The sequence below is a fragment of the Rheinheimera fenheensis genome, assembly GCF_039871805.1.
GTDB classification, from domain to species: domain Bacteria; phylum Pseudomonadota; class Gammaproteobacteria; order Enterobacterales; family Alteromonadaceae; genus Alishewanella; species Alishewanella fenheensis.
Genome location: NZ_JBDPJM010000005.1, coordinates 174,940 through 190,101 on the forward strand (window position 1 = coordinate 174,940; position 15,162 = coordinate 190,101).

The window sequence follows — 15,162 nt, forward strand, 5'->3', positions numbered from 1 at the left end:
GACTTTGCTTTGTGATCTGCCTGCGGCAGGTTAGCATTAGGCTGTTTTTGCCAACAGATACAGGTGCTATGAGTAGTAACAAAGATAAGCAGGTTGCCGCTGTTAAAATGCCGCCGCATTCTATTGAGGCCGAACAATCGGTGCTAGGCGGCCTGATGCTGGACAATGAAGCCTGGGACCGCGTGGCCGAAAAAGTGGTAGAGCAGGACTTTTACCTGCGGGCACACCGGTTTATTTTTGCTGCCATGTCTCGTTTGGCCGAAGCCAGCCAGCCTATCGACATTATTACCGTATCGGAAGATTTAGAAGCCAACCAGCAACTGGATGATGTCGGCGGCTTTGCCTATTTGGGCGAAATTGCCAAGAATACCCCTAGTGCGGCGAACATTCTGGCTTATGCCGATATCGTGCGGGAGCGCGCTGTAGTGCGCGACATGATTTCAGTCGCACACGATATTGCCGATGCCGGTTATGACCCGCAGGGCCGCACGTCGGCTGAGCTGCTCGATTTTGCTGAAACCAAAGTATTTAAAATTGCTGAGCAGCGCGCCAATGCCAATGAAGGCCCAGAGCCGATTAACAGCATTTTGGCGAAAACCATCGAGAAAATTGACGAGCTGTTTCGCTCGCCCCATGACGGCGTTACCGGTGTCTCCACCGGCTATATTGATTTAGACAAAATGACCAACGGCTTGCAGCCGTCAGATTTGATTATCGTCGCTGCCCGTCCGTCGATGGGTAAAACGACCTTCGCGATGAACCTGTGTGAGCATGCTGCCATCACCAGCGATAAGCCGGTATTAATCTTCAGCTTAGAGATGCCATCCGAGCAAATTATGATGCGTATGCTGGCATCACTTGGCCGCATTGATCAAACCAAAGTACGCACCGGTCAGTTAGAAGATGAAGACTGGGCGCGCTTATCGTCGGCTATTGAGCTTTTGAACACCAAGGGCAAAATGTATATTGATGATGGCTCGGGCTTAACACCTACCGAAGTGCGTTCACGTGCGCGCCGTGTCGCGCGTGAGCACGGTGGTTTAAGCATGATCATGGTCGACTACCTGCAGTTAATGACAGTGCCCGGCTTAAGTGAAAACCGCACGCTGGAAATTGCCGAAATCTCCCGCTCATTAAAAGCACTGGCGAAAGAGCTGAAAGTGCCGGTGGTCGCTCTGTCACAGCTAAACCGTTCATTGGAGCAGCGCGCCGATAAACGCCCGGTGAACTCCGACTTACGTGAATCGGGCTCTATCGAGCAGGATGCCGACTTAATTATGTTTATCTACCGCGACGAAGTGTATAACGACGACAGTCCGGATAAAGGCACCGCGGAAGTTATTATAGGTAAGCAGCGTAACGGCCCGATTGGCCGTATTCGCCTGACCTTCCACGGCCGTTATTCACGCTTTGATAATTATGCCGGCAGTGCCCGTTTCGAGGATGATTAATGCAAAGCCGCAGGCCTCAGGCCAGTATCGATTTAGCGGCGCTGGCGCATAACTACAGCCGGGTAAAGCAGCTGGCACCGAATAGCAAAGTGTTGGCGGTATTAAAAGCCAATGCCTATGGCCATGGTATGTTGGCGGTGGCCCAGGCGTTAAAGCAGGCCGATGCGCTGGGCGTAGCCCGGCTTGATGAAGCCTTAACACTGCGCGCCGGCGGCATTGCCCGGCCCATCGTATTGCTGGAAGGCTTTTTTCACCCGGATGAACTACCGCAAATTGTTGCCTCTAATTTACAGCTGGTTATCCATCACCGTGAGCAGGCAGAGGCGTTGTTAGCGGCGCAGTTAGACTCACCGGTGCGGGTTTGGCTTAAAATTGATACCGGTATGCATCGGCTGGGCATTTATCCGCACGAAGTTGCAGCGCTGTATCAGCAGTTAAGCGAAAGTGCCAATGTGCAGGGGCCGCTTAGACTAATGAGCCACTTTGCCAGTTCAGATGAGTTGGATAAGCCCAGTACCGCCAATCAGCTTGCCCTGTTTCACGAGCTTACCCAAGGATTGGCTGGCGAGCACTCACTGGCTAATTCTGCGGCGGTACTTAACTGGCCGCAAAGCCATGGTGACTGGGTACGGCCGGGGTTAATGCTGTATGGCGTATCGCCAATGGCCGACAGTGCCGGCACAGATCTGGGTTTGCAGCCGGTGATGACACTTAGCAGCAGTGTGATTGCCGTGCGTGAGGTAAAAGCCTGTGATGCCGTAGGCTATGGTGGCAGCTGGATAGCCGCGCACAACACCCGTTTAGCCGTAGTCGCCATCGGTTATGGTGACGGCTATCCGCGCGCAGCGGGCAACAACGCCGATGTCTTAATTAACGGCAAGCGCTTCCCCGTTGTTGGTCGGGTATCGATGGATATGATTACCGTGGATATCGGCACCGAGCCCGTCCTGGTCGGCGATAAGGTGATGCTCTGGGGGGCTGATTTGCCGGTAGAGCGCCTGGCGCACTGTATTGATACCATTCCCTACGAGCTGCTGTGTAATATCACCAGCAGGGTGCAGTTCACGTATTACAATGTAGCTGAATAAAAAAGCCGGCTCAGCACCGGCTTAATGGCTAACACGGATTTATTTATCAAAGCTGACTTCAATATGCACTTTGCCAAAGTCTGAATCAAACGGCATTAAGATTTTCGCCCCTTCCGATTTATGCGAAATGGTATGGCCTTTGCCTGACACAACCACCGGTGTCGCCATAGTAAAGTCGTAACCCTTTTCTCCCAATATCCGCTTGGCACCGCCGGTGACCATATTGGTTATTTCACCCACCATATCGGTAACATCGGGCGTAATGCCTTTGGGACGTTCGCCCAGCATGCGAAACATAATTTCAACCGCTAACGACTCTTCAAAGGTAATGGAGAACGAGCCTTTGGTTTGCGGGCTAACCATGCCAATAAGGCCTGACACATCGCCACGGGCGACTTCGTCTTTTTTAATTCTCGGCTGACCGGGAACTATAGTAGTGTTGGCCATAGTGCTAAGCACATTGACTAAAGACGATAAAAACGGATTTATAAATTCAACATTCATGTCAACGCCTGTGTAATGTCGGAGAATTGGGCTACAACTTGTTTAAGATTAGAAACCTTTTACTAAATGTACAAGCTAGCGCATTGATTCAGGAGAAATTTATTAGCTGCTACGACAACGCTTACAACTACCATGTGCTTCTATCGTTTGCTGCTTTATGTCAAAGCCCAGTGCTACGGCCTGACGGTTAAACTCTTCTTGCAACAGATGAGAGTGCAGTTCCGTTACGTTACCGCACTGGTCACAGATCAACAATTGCGCCGGGTGGTGTTGGCCGAAATGGTGACAGAGCAAAAAGGCGTTGCTGGACTCTATTTTATGGATAAAGCCTTGTTCGGTCAGAAACTCCAGCGCCCGGTAAATGGTTGCAGGCTTGGCGCCCGGCTCGGATTGTTTCAGCTGTTCTAACAACTCATAAGCACCAATGCCGCCATCAAGCTCAGCCAGTAAGCGAAATACTTTTTCTCGTATCGCCGTAAAACGGGCGCCATTTTTCTCACAGATGGCGCGGGCGCGGGTAACCAGAATTTCTGTCGACATTGTCAGCTCCTGTCTGCAGTTGCCGGCAGTGTATCATAACAGCGGCGAACTGCTACAGCATCCGGTTGATGACTATGCCAACTATTACAAGCGGTTAATCTGATCCTTCAGCTGATAAGATTTATCGGTAACAATGCTTTCCAGCGTGGCGATGCGCTGTTTCATCTTTTCCAGTTCTGCTTTTAACTCGCTGACTTCCTGGCTGTTGGCTTTGCCTTTAGTTTTATTGTGTGAATCATAAGCCGAGTAAGCTAAACCACCAATAATAGCAATAGCGGCAATTTCAAAAGGTCCCATCTTGTATTTTCTCCTATTCGTTAAACTATTGGTCAGCACTAAGCAAAGCGAATGCCATATTTAAAGTTATTATTTATCAGTGCTTTAATTTTATGCTGTTGGGCGGCGTGAGCCGAATGCTAAAAAGTTTAGCTAATTTCACCAGAATATAGTGATAAACTTTGCCATCGATCCCGCAATTAATTGTAAGCCATTATGACTGATGAACACTGGATGCGTCATGCCATTATGCTTGCCGCCAAAGCCGAGCAACAAGGCGAGGTGCCGGTAGGTGCGGTAGTGGTAAAAGACAATGCCCTGTTGGCAGAGGGCTGGAACCAGATGATTAGTTTAAATGACCCCTCTGCCCATGCTGAAATGCAGGCGATACGCGCTGCTGCTGTGCTTCTCGGTAATTACCGGCTGCCAGGCTGCACCTTATACGTAACGCTGGAGCCCTGCACTATGTGCGCTGGCGCTATGGTACATAGCCGTATCGACAGGTTGGTGTTTGGTACGACTGATGCGAAAACCGGTGCGGCTGGCTCGGTGTTAAACCTGGTGCAGCATGCGCAATTTAATCATCAGCTGCAGGTGGTGTCGGGTGTGTTAGCGCAAGAATGCGCGGCACAGTTGTCTGGCTTTTTTCAGCGCCGGCGCGCCGAGCACAAAGCGCTTAAGCAAGCTCGGCAGGCTGGTTGAAAAAGCCGGTGTAATGACGGCGGCGCTGGTGTAGCTTGGCCACAGCGATATTGCGTTTAATACGCCTGCGGCTGGAGGCAACATCTACCAACCGGCGGCGTTTGGCCCTTACCTGAGGTTTTTTCCGTTTTAACATAGCACACCTGTTCAGTCGTTCTGTTGGCTATGATGGGTGCTTACCAAGCAGCTTTCAATAGGGCGGCGGCGGTGTGTCCGCTGCCGGTGGCAAGATTTCTGTACTCTCTACCATGTCTGGTTGCTCGGTTAGCCGCTGCTTTTGTTGTTGCAGGCGCAGCTCGGCCTGCTGGCGTTCATCTACCCACAATAAGGTGTCGTAGTAGCGGCGAATATTTTCGACATAGGTCACCGCTTCATCGCCACGTGCGTAGCCATACTTGGTGGTTTTATACACGCTTTTCTGCCGCAGTAGTGGCAGGCGTTGTTTCACTTCCAGCCATTTATCCGGATCGGCACCCTGGCGCTGGGTTAAAATGCGCGCATCTTCCACATGGCCCCAACCGACATTATATGAGGCCAGTGCAAACCAGAGCCGGTCGGGCATAGCAATACGCTCGGGAATGCGGCTGACTAACCGGTGCAGATAACGACTGCCGCCACGAATACTCTGCTCAGGGTCCAGCCGGCTGCGTACCCCCATTTGCTGCGCTGTGGGTAGGGTGAGCATCATCAGGCCGCGCACACCGGTTGGACTTTTTGCTTTCGGGTCCCAATGCGACTCCTGATAACTCAGCGCCGCCAACAAGCGCCAGTCCAGCTCACCGGCGTATTGTTCAAACCAGGCTTTGAAGCGCGGCAGGGTTTGTTCTATCGCCTCGATATACACCAGCGTGTCGACATAATCGAACTGTTGCACATGGCCAAAGTAGCGATCTTCCAGTGCAATCAGTTCGCCGCCCTGATACATGGTGCCGAAAAATTCTATCAGCACGGCGTAGAGTGAATCATCGTTGTTATCGGCTATCAGCCAGCTTACCGGCAGGTTGTCGCGCACGGTAAAGGCAATACTGAGGTTGGGATAAAAGCGCCGGTTCAGCGCCAGTTGGTTTGAATCTGTCAGGGTGTAGGCAATATTACCATCAACCACCTGTTGCAGAATTTCATCGTTATCCAGGCTTGGGTGCACCTGCCAGTCCAGCTCGGGATAATCCAGGCTCAGTTGCTGCAGTGTTTCAGCGTGGCTGCTGTCTTTAACTACTACTACCGTATCGGTTAAATCTTGCAGGGTTCTGGGCCAGGTGTTGCCTTGTTTGAATACCAGCACTTCGTTTATCCAGCGATAGGCGGGGGCGGCGCGGTATTTACCTTTACGTCGTTCGGTTAACGTCAGGCCGCCAGCAATATAGTCTACCTGACCAGAGTCGAGCTTCTGCAACAACTCGTCCAAATGATAGCTGGGATAGAGCTCTAAGGTTACCCCCAGTTTGTCTGCTAATGCCTGGCTTAACTCCAGCTCGAAGCCAACCGGGCCATCGACGCCCACATAATAGCTGGTAGGGCCGTGCAAAATGCCTACCTTTAAGCTATCACGCTGATATATCTGGTAAAGCTGGCTTTCTGAGGGCGCAGGGCTACAGCCGGACAACCACAGTACTAACAGCAACCAGGCGCCGCATTTGTACATCTTTGCTAACCTGAATCGTCATCTTCTGCGCTGTTATAGCAAACTTCTGTAACGCCGTCAGTGTTTACTCATACCACTTGGGCAGAAATTTCTTTATAATGTCGCGCCTGTTTTAGGTTCCATCGTCGTTCAACCCACGGGAAAAAAAGCCTATGTTGATCCTGCGTGGTGCGCCAGCACTGTCCGATTTCAGAATTCAGAAGTTACTCGACCAATGCGCCCAAAGTGGCTTAACTGTAAGCAGCCTTTATGCTGAGTTTATGCACTTTGCTGATGTCAGCAGCGCATTGACTGACGCCCAACAGCAAACGCTGGATAAACTACTCACCTACGGCCCGGCGATTGCCAGTCATGAGCCACGTGGCCAGTTATTGCTGGTAACCCCGCGTCCAGGCACCATTTCGCCTTGGTCATCTAAAGCGACAGACATTGCACATAACTGCGGCCTGGCACAAGTCAAACGGCTTGAGCGCGGTATTGCCTATTACGTGGAAGCGGCGCAGCCGTTAAGTGCAGAGCAGTTAAGCCAGGTAGCGGCCTTAGTGCACGACCGCATGATGGAAGCGGTATTTACCGAACTGGAACAGGCAGAAGCGCTGTTTGCTAAAGCCGAGCCAGCACCCTTGGCGTCAGTTGATATCCTCTCGGGTGGGCGTGACGCCCTGGCTAAAGCCAACAACGAGATGGGCCTGGCACTGGCTGATGATGAAATTGACTACCTGTTTAGCAATTTCACTGCATTAGGCCGTAACCCGAATGACATTGAACTTTATATGTTTGCCCAGGCTAACTCCGAGCACTGCCGGCACAAAATTTTCAACGCTGACTGGACCATCGACGGCGTACAACAGCCCAAATCGCTGTTTAAAATGATTAAAAACACCTATGAGCAAACACCTGATTATGTGTTATCGGCCTACAAAGATAACGCTGCGGTAATGGAAGGCTCAACCGCGGGTCGTTTCTTCGCGCAGCCGGGTAACAATACTTATCAGTACCACCATGAAGATATTCATGTACTGATGAAAGTAGAAACCCATAACCATCCAACCGCGATTTCGCCTTACCCTGGCGCTGCAACAGGCTCTGGTGGTGAAATTCGTGATGAAGGTGCCACCGGTGTGGGCTCTAAACCGAAAGCGGGCTTAGTCGGTTTTTCGGTATCGAATTTACGTATTCCGGGCTTCGAGCAGCCATGGGAAACCGATTTTGGTAAACCGGATCGTATTGTTACGGCGCTGGATATTATGCTGGAAGGCCCATTGGGCGGCGCGGCGTTTAATAACGAGTTTGGTCGCCCGGCGATTAACGGTTACTTCCGTACTTACGAAGAAAGTGTACCGAGCCACAATGGCGAAGAAGTACGCGGTTACCACAAGCCGATTATGATTGCCGGTGGTTTGGGTAATATCCGCGCTGAGCATGTACAAAAAGGTGGCTTGCCGGTCGGTGCCAAATTAGTGGTACTGGGCGGCCCGGCGATGAATATCGGCCTGGGCGGTGGTGCAGCATCCTCGATGACGTCAGGTCAATCAGCTGAAGATCTGGACTTTGCCTCAGTGCAGCGCGAGAACCCGGAAATTGAGCGCCGTTGTCAGGAAGTGATTGATCGCTGCTGGCAGCTGGGCAAAGATAACCCTATCGTCTTTATCCACGACGTTGGTGCCGGTGGTTTGTCTAATGCTTTCCCGGAGCTGGTCAATGATGGTGGCGTGGGCGGTAAGTTTGAACTGCGCAAGGTACCAAATGATGAGCCAGGCATGTCTCCGCTGCAAATCTGGTGTAACGAGTCGCAAGAACGTTACGTGATGGCCATTCCGGCGGACAAAATGCCGGTGTTCGAGCAGATCTGTAAGCGTGAGCGCGCGCCTTTCGCTGTAGTAGGTGAAGCCACCAGCGAGCAGCATTTAACCCTGACCGATACCCATTTTGGTACCACGCCTATCGATTTACCACTAAGCGTGCTGCTGGGCAAGCCACCAAAAATGCACCGCGATGTGAAAAGCGCTAGCGGTGCGGGTAAAGCCCTAGATTTAGCCGGTGTCAGCATTAAAGACGCCGCTGAGCGTTTACTGCGCTTACCGACGATTGCCGAAAAAACCTTTCTGGTAACCATTGGCGATCGCAGCGTTACCGGTTTGGTGGCGCGCGATCAAATGGTTGGCCCATGGCAGGTGCCGGTGGCTAACTGTGGTGTAACCGCAGCCAGCTACGATACCTACCACGGTGAAGCCATGGCGATGGGTGAGCGCACGCCAGTGGCACTGTTAGACTTTGCTGCATCAGCGCGTCTGGCGGTAGCTGAAGCCATTACCAATATCGCGGCCACTGATATTGGCTCGTTAAAGCGGGTTAAACTATCAGCTAACTGGATGTCTGCCGCCGGTCACCCGGGTGAAGATGCTGGTTTATATGCTGCGGTTAAGGCCATCGGTGAAGAGTTATGTCCGGCGCTGGAAGTCACTATTCCGGTGGGTAAAGACTCGATGTCGATGAAGACCAAGTGGCAAAAAGACGGTAAAGAGCATGCCGTTACTGCACCTATGTCATTGATTATCACTGCCTTTGCCCGGGTTGAAGATATCCGTAAAACGGTTACGCCGCAGCTGCGCACCGACAAAGGCGCGACCAGCCTGTTGCTGATTGATTTAGGTAATAAACAAAACCGCTTAGGGGCTTCTTGTTTAGCGCAGGTATACAAGCAGTTAGGCGAGCAGACGCCGGATTTAGACAGCCCGGATTTACTGCTTAACTTCTTTGGCGCTGTGCAGCAGTTAACCACTGAACAAAAACTGCTGGCTTATCATGACCGCTCTGACGGTGGTTTATTCACCACCCTGGCCGAGATGGCGTTTGCCGGTAAAGCAGGTATTCAAGCCGATATCAGCGCACTGGGTAGCGATGATATGGCGGTACTGTTCTCTGAAGAGCTGGGCGCCGTTATTCAGGTAAGTGACAGCGAATTGGCTTATGTGCAGCAGGTGCTGGCAAAGCATCATCTGGCTGAGCTTTGTCATGTGATTGGTAAGGTGACCACTGCAGATGAGTTGGTGATCCGCCGTGGTGATACGCCAGTACTGGCGGACAGCCGTACCCGCCTGCGTTGTATTTGGGCGGAAACCACCTATCAGATGCAGGCAATGCGCGACAACCCAGCTGGCGCCAAGCAGGAATTTGATGCCAAAGCCGATGCGGCTGATCCGGGTTTAAACGTTAAATTAAGCTTTGATATCAACGAAGATGTGGCTGCGCCGTTTATCTTAAAAGGTGCTGCGCCGAAAGTCGCTATTCTGCGCGAACAGGGTGTTAACTCGCACGTGGAAATGGCGGCCGCCTTTAACCGTGCAGGTTTTACCGCGATTGACGTCCATATGAGCGACATTCTGGCCGGCCGTGCCAAGCTGAGTGACTTTAACGGCTTAGTTGCCTGTGGTGGTTTCTCGTACGGTGACGTTTTGGGCGCAGGTGAAGGCTGGGCTAAGTCGGTATTGTTTAACGATGTGGCACGTCAGCAGTTTGCTGATTTCTTTGCGCGTAACAGCACCTTCTCGCTGGGGGTGTGTAACGGCTGTCAGATGATGTCGAACTTAAAGAGCCTGATCCCGGGTGCAGAGCTGTGGCCACATTTTGTGCGGAACAAATCCGAGCGCTTTGAAGCCCGCTTTAGCCTGGTTGAAATTCAGCAAAGTCCGTCGCTGTTCTTCGCCGGTATGGCGGGCTCTCGTATGCCAATCGCGGTATCGCACGGTGAAGGCCATGCCGAGTTTGCCTCGAGTGAAGCCTTTGCCAAAGCCAACCACAGTGGTACGGTAGCCATGCGCTTTGTTGACCACTACGGTAAGGTAACCGAGCAGTACCCGCAGAACCCGAACGGTTCACCAGCCGGTATTACCTCGCTGACCACCACTGATGGCCGTGTGACGATTATGATGCCGCACCCGGAGCGGGTATTCCGCGCGGTGGCCAACTCGTGGCAGCCCGATGGCTGGCAGGAAGACAGCCCCTGGATGCGCATGTTCCGCAACGCCCGCGTCTGGCTAGGTTAAGCCGCCGCCTGCTGTGCACTACCACAACACCCTGCAATTGCAGGGTGTTGTTTTTTAACTGGTTATAAATCCGGCAGCCCGGCCCGCCGCCAGCTAAACTTAGGCTGTTTCTCCCAATTGGCAGCAATATCATGGATCCACTTGCTGTAGTCACGTTAAAACAGGCATTGCAACTTGCCCCTACTGTTGCAGAGCATCAGTTTTCTAAACACATTGTTAGTTACCTTCAGCAACATCAAGGCGCGTTAGGTGCAGCCTCTGACTGGCAAAGCTGGCCAGCACAGCGGCAGGCAGTGTTGTGTTTGCAGTTGTGTTGCCAGCAAGCCGGTTTGTCGCCAGGTAAGCTGGATGGCTGGTGGGGGCCGCAAACCGACTACGCCAGCGAGCAATTGGCGGCGCTGCAGCAGCAAGGCAAACTGCCAGAGCCATGGCGCGATAACTTCAGTACACCTTCTAATCCGCACGGCTGGCCGCTGGACCGTGAAGCAGAGCTGCGCGCTTTCTATGGTGAGCCGGGCACACAACTGGTGAAAATGACCTTGCCCTATCCGCTACGCCTGGCCTGGGACACCAGCACCACAGTACTTAGCACCCAATGTCATCAAAAGGTCGTCGCCAGCATGCAAAAGGTACTGGAGCAGGTACTGCTGTATTATGGTTTTGATGCTGTGCAGCAGCTCAGGCTGGACCTCTATGGCGGTGGTTTTAACCTGCGTGCCAAACGCGGCGGTAGCAGTTTGTCTACCCACAGCTGGGGCATTGCTTTTGATTTTGATCCGGCGCATAACCAGCTAAAGTGGGACAGCAGCAAGGCCAGCCTGGCCCGGCCTGAATACGCCTACTGGTGGCAATGCTGGGAAGAAGAAGGCTGGGTAAGCCTGGGCCGCAGCCGTAACTATGACTGGATGCATGTGCAGGCCGCCAGGTTGTAGTGTAGCCAAGCGGCTATCGGGCGGCTGTTGTTACAGCTGTTGGCTGCTGGCCCGGTTGCGGCCTTGTTGCTTGGCCCGATACAGCAGCTTATCGGCTTGCTGCATCAGCTCACTAGAGGTCAGTCGCGGTGCCTGGCCGTCCAGTGTTACCACGCCAATAGAAGCGGTAACTACGCCAAAAGGAGAGCTGTGGTGTGGCAGCGCCAGTTTGGCTAATTGTGCCGGCAGCTGCAGTAAACTGCTGGGCTGATGCGGAGCGTGTTGCTCAATTAAAATAAATTCTTCGCCGCCAAAGCGTACTACCAGCCAGTCAGGGTTGGCGGATAACAGCCGGGCGACATTCACCAGCACCAAATCACCGTCCAGATGACCATAATGGTCGTTATAGCGTTTGAAATAATCGATATCCAATAAGCCCAGTGACAGCTGTTCATCGGGTTTAAGGCTGGCCAGTTTCTCAGCTAGTCGCTGCTCAAAACTGCGCCGGTTTAACAGGCCGGTCAACTGATCGGTTTCGGCTTTTTGCTGCTCCAGCCGTACCGCTTTGTATTGGCTTCGCAGCAGCTTGTCGTACTGGCGCTGCCAGCTTAAGCACAATGCGATGGTAATAAACAAGTAAAACAGGCTCCAGCCGGTATCGGTAGCAGTGCAGTATTTAATATAGGCCACGGTGCTTAGCAGCAGTGCCCATAGCAATAGTTTTTGTTGCAGATGAAAAATAGGGATAGCCGCGATGGCAAAAGCTACCACCAGCGGACCGCCTTCCCCCAGCCGGCCAAAATAGCGGGCGGAGGCATAAAAGGTGACAGCAAGTAGCAGGATAGCCAGAGCACTAACGGCCAGCCAGCCTTGCAGCCAGTTTTCACCGCTAAGATAGCGTGAGAAGCCAAGGTATAAAGCGACACTCAGTGCGGCCAGATAACGGGTGCTGTTACTGAGACTAAGCCAGTCATCGCCCAGCAGGATATCGGTTAAGCTAAATACTAGTATCAGGATGACGCACACCAAGGCCAGGCGCGCCGTACCCTGACGGGCACTGTTTACCAGATGGCAGCGAAACGCCGCCTCACTGGCGGGGTCAAGATAAGATAATGCCGGGAATAGACGTGTTATCAGTTGCATAAGCCGCTTGCTAAACCTAACGAAACTTAAGCATAGCAGCTTAACTGGCTGTTACATCAAGCCTTTTAAAAACGCTACCACACTGCGGCCCAATGCGCTTAGCGCATAGCCGCCCTCCAGCATAGCAACAATGCGGCCCTGACAGTGCTGGTCGGCCAGCTGTTTTAGCTGCTGGGCAATCCACTGGTAATCATCCTCTACCAACAGAAACTGCGCCATATCATCCTCGCGATGGCCATCAAAACCGGCGGAGACCAAAATAAGCTGCGGTTTAAAGGCATTCAATCTCGGCAGCCAGTGGTGTTGGATCTGCTCGCGCCACTGCGCTGGTTTGCACAGTGCCGGTAGCGGCAGATTTTCAATATTAGTGGCGCCGCTTTGCTGATCGCGGTACGGATAAAGCGCCGACTGAAACGACGAGCAAAACAGAATGCGCTCATCGCCACCGACAATATCTTCAGTGCCGTTGCCATGGTGGACGTCAAAATCAACAATGGCTACCCGTTCAAGGCCATGCTGGGTCAGCGCATGCAGCGCGGCGATAGCGACGTTGTTGAAGATGCAAAAACCCATCGCCTGGTTTCGGGTGGCATGATGGCCCGGCGGGCGCACACTGCAAAACGCCTGCTGATCGGACTGCTTTAGCACTAAATCCACTGCATCGATGCCGGCGCCGGCAGCGTGCAGTGCAGCGTCTAAGCTGTGGCGCATCATCTGGGTGTCTGGATCCAGCCATATATAGCCCTCGGTTGGAGCTTTGGCATAAATTTCATCAACGTATAACTGGCTATGGGCGCGGTAGAGTTGTTGCTTGATGGCAGGTTTGGCGTCGCGCTGTTGTAGCACAAATTCCAGACCCGAGCGGATAAGCTGATCGTTAATGGCACTTAAGCGTGCCGGCTGCTCCGGGTGGTCATCACCGGCCAGGTGGCGGTAACAGTTAGCGTGACTGAATAAGGTAATGGCCATTAGCTGCTCTCTGTGCTGGCACTGCCGCGCGGCAGGCGCAGCTGTAAGTAAACTTCGCTTGGGTCGTCGCCTGGCAGGCGACCAAAGCCGGCTTTTTGGAACACCGCCAGCATGGCTTTATTCTCGGCGCGGACAAAGGCCACCATGCTTTGCAGGCCGCGCTGCTCGGCAATGCTGATCATCTCCTGCAGCAAGCGTTTGGCCATACCTTTGCCCTGATATTTCTCGCGGGTAACAAAGGCCACTTCGCAACCTTGGCCATCGTGTAGCAGGTAGTAACGGCCCACCGCCTGAATTTGTACTACTGAGCCTTTTTGCTTCACGATACACAGTGCGAGATCTTTACTCTGGTCAACGCCAACCAGGGTGCAGGATTTTTCCCTGCTCATTTGCGTGGGCACTGCGCTGTAACGCAGCTGCAGAGTTTCTTTGGTGTGCGAGTAAAAAAACTCCTGTAGCCGGCGCTCGTCAGAGGGGTTCAGCGGGCGCAGGTCGAATTCTTCGCCGTCAATATGCAGCTCTTTAAAGCCGACACTGCCAAGCTCCGGCACTTCAGTTGGGGTGTGAAGCTGATAATGCGGCACCCAGAAATGCTCGCGGATTTGCTCTAATAGCTGTTGGCGAAACTTTGGGTGTGCCACGCGGATAAGCTCCAGCGCGCGCTCGCGGATACTCTTACCACGTAACGATGCCACACCAAATTCGGTGACCACATAGTGTACATGACCGCGCGAGGTAACAACGCCTGCACCTTGTTTCAGGTGGGCAACAATACGGGAAACGGTGCCATTCTTTGCCGTGCTGGGCAGGGCAATAATCGGCTTGCCGCCACTACTCATCGATGCGCCACGGCTAAAGTCGACCTGGCCGCCAATACCGCTGTAAAACTGATGGCCGATAGAATCGGACACGATCTGGCCGGTTAAATCGACTTCAATGGCGCTGTTAATCGACACCATATTATCGTTACGGGCAATATTGGCCGGTGAGTTAACATATTCGCTGGGGTAAAAGCCCATATGTGGGTTGCAATGCACAAAGTCATATAAGGCCTTGCTACCGACACAAAAACTGGCCACAGTTTTACCCGGATGAAAGGTTTTTTTGCGGTTGGTTACTACGCCTTTTTTAATCAGCTCCATCATCGAGTCGGTAATCATTTCGCTGTGGATGCCTAAATCTTTGTGGTTACCCAGATAACGCAGCACGGCATCGCACATTTTGCCAACGCCAATCTGAATAGTGGCACCGTCTTCTACAAGTAACGACACATATTGGCCAATCCGCTCTGTTACTGTGTCTAGTTTTACTTGTGGCATTTGTGCTATCGGCTGCTCGGCGTAAAAGTAGGCATGGATCTGATCTTTATGAATAAACGACTGGCCATAGGTAATGGGCATAGACGGGTTTACCTGGGCGATGACTTTTTTTGCCGTTTTCGCCGCAGCTGAGACGATATCGACCGACACGCCCAGTGAATGGTAGCCATGCTCATCGGCCGGGCTGACCATAATCAGCGCGGCATCCAGCGGCAGTATGCCGTCGCTAAACAAAGAGGCAATATCAGACATAAAGCAGGGCGTGTAATCGGCGCGGCCCTCGGCCACGGCGCGGCGCACTTCATCACCGCCGATAAACAACGCATTAACCTTAAACAGTTGCTGGTGCTCCGGCGCCGCCCATTTGTTATCCGACAACGAATAGACCTGCACAATTTCAATGTCATGCAGCTGTTTGGCGTTGGCAATTAAATCATCCAGCAGTGCGGTTGGCGTAGCCGCATGTGAGCCGATAAAAATACGGTCACCGGATTTGAGCAGTTGTTGCCAGTTCAGTTTATCCATGCCGGTAAGGGCTCCTGCTGTTGATGTCCAGCTGTTAAGAGGAAGT

Annotated in this window: 13 protein-coding genes; 5 read left to right on the forward strand and 8 right to left on the reverse strand. The window is 52.7% G+C overall.

The features are described from left to right. Window positions 1–68 precede the first annotated feature (68 nt). A complete protein-coding gene (dnaB, locus tag ABGI61_RS09630; RefSeq protein WP_347600425.1) occupies window positions 69–1,451 on the forward strand; it encodes a replicative DNA helicase in 1,383 nt (460 codons plus the stop codon). Beyond that, entirely contained in the window at window positions 1,451–2,539 is a 1,089-nt protein-coding gene (alr, locus tag ABGI61_RS09635) for an alanine racemase (protein WP_347600428.1), read from the forward strand. Before dnaB ends, alr begins: the two co-directional genes overlap by 1 nt. Window positions 2,540–2,578: 39 nt before the next feature. Here alr and ABGI61_RS09640 read toward each other — a convergent pair whose 3' ends face one another. The 3 genes from ABGI61_RS09640 to ABGI61_RS09650 all read right to left on the reverse strand — a co-directional run bounded on the left by ABGI61_RS09640 (window position 2,579) and on the right by ABGI61_RS09650 (window position 3,880). After that, window positions 2,579–3,043: a chemotaxis protein CheX gene (locus ABGI61_RS09640; protein ID WP_347600431.1), complete on the reverse strand. Its 465-nt coding sequence runs from the start codon at window positions 3,041–3,043 to the stop codon at window positions 2,579–2,581. Between the two features lie 102 nt (window positions 3,044–3,145). Next, complete coding sequence (locus tag ABGI61_RS09645) at window positions 3,146–3,583, reverse strand: transcriptional repressor (protein WP_347600434.1); 438 nt, start codon at window positions 3,581–3,583, stop codon at window positions 3,146–3,148. An 84-nt stretch (window positions 3,584–3,667) separates the two neighbouring features. After that, window positions 3,668–3,880, reverse strand: coding sequence for a hypothetical protein (locus ABGI61_RS09650; RefSeq protein ID WP_347600437.1), 213 nt, complete (start codon window positions 3,878–3,880; stop codon window positions 3,668–3,670). A gap of 195 nt (window positions 3,881–4,075) precedes the next feature. Here ABGI61_RS09650 and tadA point away from each other — a divergent pair, with 195 nt between their 5' ends. Continuing rightward, entirely contained in the window at window positions 4,076–4,561 is a 486-nt protein-coding gene (tadA, locus tag ABGI61_RS09655) for a tRNA adenosine(34) deaminase TadA (RefSeq protein WP_347600440.1), read from the forward strand. Here tadA and ABGI61_RS09660 read toward each other — a convergent pair. Together ABGI61_RS09660 and mltF are read right to left on the reverse strand one after the other, a co-directional pair. Further along, on the reverse strand, window positions 4,536–4,697 hold the full coding sequence (locus tag ABGI61_RS09660; RefSeq protein WP_347600443.1) for a hypothetical protein: 162 nt from the start codon (window positions 4,695–4,697) through the stop codon (window positions 4,536–4,538). The genes tadA and ABGI61_RS09660 overlap by 26 nt on opposite strands. Before the next feature lie 54 nt (window positions 4,698–4,751). Continuing rightward, window positions 4,752–6,203 carry a membrane-bound lytic murein transglycosylase MltF gene (mltF, locus tag ABGI61_RS09665; protein ID WP_347600446.1) on the reverse strand — a complete coding sequence of 484 codons (1,452 nt, stop codon included), beginning with the start codon at window positions 6,201–6,203 and terminating at the stop codon, window positions 4,752–4,754. 152 nt (window positions 6,204–6,355) lie between these two features. On the opposite strand from mltF, the gene purL reads away from it, so the two are divergent. After that, the gene (gene purL / locus ABGI61_RS09670; protein WP_347600449.1) at window positions 6,356–10,249 is read left to right on the forward strand and encodes a phosphoribosylformylglycinamidine synthase; all 3,894 of its coding nucleotides are present in this window, start codon (window positions 6,356–6,358) and stop codon (window positions 10,247–10,249) included. A 131-nt stretch (window positions 10,250–10,380) separates the two neighbouring features. Continuing rightward, window positions 10,381–11,181, forward strand: a complete 801-nt coding sequence (locus ABGI61_RS09675) for a M15 family metallopeptidase domain-containing protein (RefSeq protein WP_347600452.1) — start codon at window positions 10,381–10,383, stop codon at window positions 11,179–11,181. 30 nt (window positions 11,182–11,211) lie between these two features. Here ABGI61_RS09675 and ABGI61_RS09680 read toward each other — a convergent pair whose 3' ends face one another. From ABGI61_RS09680 to ABGI61_RS09690, 3 genes are read right to left on the reverse strand one after another with little or no spacing between them, the layout of a single operon-like run. Next, window positions 11,212–12,303 carry a GGDEF domain-containing protein gene (locus ABGI61_RS09680; protein ID WP_347600455.1) on the reverse strand — a complete coding sequence of 364 codons (1,092 nt, stop codon included), beginning with the start codon at window positions 12,301–12,303 and terminating at the stop codon, window positions 11,212–11,214. Between the two features lie 51 nt (window positions 12,304–12,354). Further along, window positions 12,355–13,272, reverse strand: a complete 918-nt coding sequence (locus ABGI61_RS09685) for a histone deacetylase family protein (protein WP_347600457.1) — start codon at window positions 13,270–13,272, stop codon at window positions 12,355–12,357. After that, window positions 13,272–15,116, reverse strand: coding sequence for a GNAT family N-acetyltransferase (locus tag ABGI61_RS09690; protein ID WP_347600460.1), 1,845 nt, complete (start codon window positions 15,114–15,116; stop codon window positions 13,272–13,274). The genes ABGI61_RS09685 and ABGI61_RS09690 overlap by 1 nt, the downstream gene beginning before the upstream one ends. Between the last annotated feature and the right edge of the window lie 46 nt (window positions 15,117–15,162).

Bases quoted from the DNA above. Each gene is read 5' to 3' on its own strand.
- dnaB (WP_347600425.1), top strand. From the start codon at position 69: ATGAGTAGTAACAAAGATAAGCAGGTTGCCGCTGTTAAAATGCCGCCG.
- alr (WP_347600428.1), top strand. From the start codon at position 1,451: ATGCAAAGCCGCAGGCCTCAGGCCAGTATCGATTTAGCGGCGCTGGCG.
- ABGI61_RS09640 (WP_347600431.1), bottom strand. From the start codon at position 3,043: ATGAATGTTGAATTTATAAATCCGTTTTTATCGTCTTTAGTCAATGTG.
- ABGI61_RS09645 (WP_347600434.1), bottom strand. From the start codon at position 3,583: ATGTCGACAGAAATTCTGGTTACCCGCGCCCGCGCCATCTGTGAGAAA.
- ABGI61_RS09650 (WP_347600437.1), bottom strand. From the start codon at position 3,880: ATGGGACCTTTTGAAATTGCCGCTATTGCTATTATTGGTGGTTTAGCT.
- tadA (WP_347600440.1), top strand. From the start codon at position 4,076: ATGACTGATGAACACTGGATGCGTCATGCCATTATGCTTGCCGCCAAA.
- ABGI61_RS09660 (WP_347600443.1), bottom strand. From the start codon at position 4,697: ATGTTAAAACGGAAAAAACCTCAGGTAAGGGCCAAACGCCGCCGGTTG.
- mltF (WP_347600446.1), bottom strand. From the start codon at position 6,203: ATGTACAAATGCGGCGCCTGGTTGCTGTTAGTACTGTGGTTGTCCGGC.
- purL (WP_347600449.1), top strand. From the start codon at position 6,356: ATGTTGATCCTGCGTGGTGCGCCAGCACTGTCCGATTTCAGAATTCAG.
- ABGI61_RS09675 (WP_347600452.1), top strand. From the start codon at position 10,381: ATGGATCCACTTGCTGTAGTCACGTTAAAACAGGCATTGCAACTTGCC.
- ABGI61_RS09680 (WP_347600455.1), bottom strand. From the start codon at position 12,303: ATGCAACTGATAACACGTCTATTCCCGGCATTATCTTATCTTGACCCC.
- ABGI61_RS09685 (WP_347600457.1), bottom strand. From the start codon at position 13,272: ATGGCCATTACCTTATTCAGTCACGCTAACTGTTACCGCCACCTGGCC.
- ABGI61_RS09690 (WP_347600460.1), bottom strand. From the start codon at position 15,116: ATGGATAAACTGAACTGGCAACAACTGCTCAAATCCGGTGACCGTATT.